Below are 1,856 nucleotides of genomic sequence, written 5' to 3'. Positions count from 1 at the left end.
GTGCGGGCATGAATGCCATCGGCGACGAGCGCGGCGGACCCGATCCGCCGTCCCACGCGGATCCTGTAGATCGCGACCAGTTCGTTGCCGGCAAAGCCCACGAGGCCGGCGGCGAGCACCCAGCCCAGGTTCTGGACGGGTTGGGGTTCGAAGAAGCGCCGGATGGATTCGACGGCGGCCACCACGGCGGAGAGCGCGATCATCGCCACAATGAACAGCCCTGCGAGGTCCTCGGCGCGGCCGAAACCGTAGGTGTACGTCCGGGTCGCGCGGCGGCGTCCGAGCAGAAAGGCGATCCACAGCGGAACGGCGGTCAGGGCATCGGAAAAATTGTGGACCGTGTCCGCCAGCAACGCCACGGAGCCACTGATGAGGACGATGACCAGCTGGAACAGCGACGTGGCCCCCAGTCCGAGCAGGGAGACCTTGACGGCGCGAATGCCCTGGGAACTTGTCTCCAGGACGGAGTCGATCGAGTCGGCCGAGTCATGGGAGTGGGGCACGAAGAGCTCCTGCAGCCACCCCTTGAAACCGGTCGCGTTGACATGGCCGTGCGGGCCGTGGTCGTGGTGATAGCCGTCGTCGTGGGCATGTCCGTGCGCGTGCGGGTGGACATCGTGGCCGGGGTGCGGGGGCCGGTTCATGCGCCGGCCTCCCTTGTGGGGCTGTGCGGGGCTGTGCTGTGATGCGGGGCCGTGCCGAGGGTGTGTTCGGCCTGGTGGATGGCGTCGGCCACGAGCTGCCAGGCGTGCCCGTCCTGCAGGCGGTAGTAGACCTTGGTGCCTTCCTGGCGGGTGGCGACCATGCGCGCCAGCCGCATCTTGGCCAGATGCTGGGAGACCGCAGCCGCCGATTTCCCGGCCTTTTCGGCCAGCACGTTGACGGGCAGTTCACCGTGGCGCAGAGCCAGGATGAGCCTGACCCGGGTGGCGTCGGCCAGCATGGCAAACACCTCCACGGCCAGCTCGACGTACTGGCTGTCCGCGGTGAGCGCGCAAGCCTTATTATCTGCATTCATACGCAGATACTTACATATAACCCCGCTCCACTCAAGACGATCGAATCAACGGGATACCGTTAGTGGCCATCAGGACGATTCCGGCGCGTCCGGATGCCGAAGGCTCAACTGCTTGGCGTGGAAGTCGAAATGAAGCGTGGGGTAGGCGTAAACATCGTTGAGCGTCATCAGCGGCGTGAAGAAGGGGTCCCATCTGTCGGGGAACGGCATCGACCTGGCGAGGGACTGCGGGTTCTCATGTTCGAGCCGGCGGGAGAGCGCGGCGATGGTTTTATCCAGTTTCCGGCTCATCCTGCGCCTGTTGTAGACGAGGGCGGCGGCCAGGGAGCCCCAGTAGTTCACCACATCAAAAGGACCGGTGCCCGCGTTGAGGACAGCAGCGAATGCCCGGCCCGCCGGGCGGGGGAGCCGGCTGACGACGTGGACCAGCGGAAGCAGGGCACGGACCACCATGTAGCCGAAGACCATGTGGAAGAGCAGTTCCTCGTTGGTCCAGCGGGTGCCCGTACTTTTGCGGCCGAGGTCCTTGGGCGCCGGGTCCTGCAGCAGGGCGTCGAGGTGGCGGCGGGCGCGGCTGTACCCGGACAGGATCTCTTCCTTCGTCGGGTCCACGATGTGCACTCCGGTGTCGCGGGCCCGGTCAGTTTCCAGCCAGCTCCGCATGCAGTTTCCGGACCCGGGCCATGATGTCGTCCCGGACCAGGCGCATGCGCTCCATGCCTTCGATGCCGCGTTCGGAGGGCTCGTCCGTATCCCAGAACTCGAGCCGCTGGCCCTCGCGGGGCTCGACCTTAGCCTGGTTGCCCAAGACGATGACGACGTCGGCCGCGTCCAGGAC

At 66.3% G+C, this 1,856-nt stretch carries 3 protein-coding genes and 1 pseudogene; all 4 read right to left on the bottom strand.

Going from position 1 to position 1,856, the window contains the following annotated elements:
- Nucleotides 1-644: cation diffusion facilitator family transporter (locus tag LQV45_RS29285; protein WP_230010570.1), on the bottom strand; the 644-nt coding region annotated here is incomplete at its 3' end.
- On the bottom strand, nucleotides 641-1,018 hold the full coding sequence (locus tag LQV45_RS29280; RefSeq protein ID WP_223914797.1) for a metalloregulator ArsR/SmtB family transcription factor: 378 nt from the start codon (nucleotides 1,016-1,018) through the stop codon (nucleotides 641-643). The genes LQV45_RS29280 and LQV45_RS29285, both read right to left, overlap by 4 nt.
- A 69-nt stretch (nucleotides 1,019-1,087) precedes the next feature.
- On the bottom strand, nucleotides 1,088-1,681 hold the full coding sequence (locus LQV45_RS29275) for a DinB family protein (RefSeq protein WP_308288948.1): 594 nt from the start codon (nucleotides 1,679-1,681) through the stop codon (nucleotides 1,088-1,090).
- A pseudogene (locus tag LQV45_RS29270) lies at nucleotides 1,659-1,856 on the bottom strand (low molecular weight phosphatase family protein); the annotation flags it as partial. The gene LQV45_RS29275 and the pseudogene LQV45_RS29270, both read right to left, overlap by 23 nt.

The organism is Microbacterium sp. Bi128 (genome assembly GCF_918698205.1).
This window is presented reverse-complemented; position numbering and strand designations above follow the sequence as displayed.

Excerpts from the sequence above, each read along its gene's own strand:
- LQV45_RS29280 (WP_223914797.1), bottom strand. The coding sequence starts at position 1,018 with ATGAATGCAGATAATAAGGCTTGCGCGCTCACCGCGGACAGCCAGTAC.
- LQV45_RS29275 (WP_308288948.1), bottom strand. The coding sequence starts at position 1,681 with ATGCGGAGCTGGCTGGAAACTGACCGGGCCCGCGACACCGGAGTGCAC.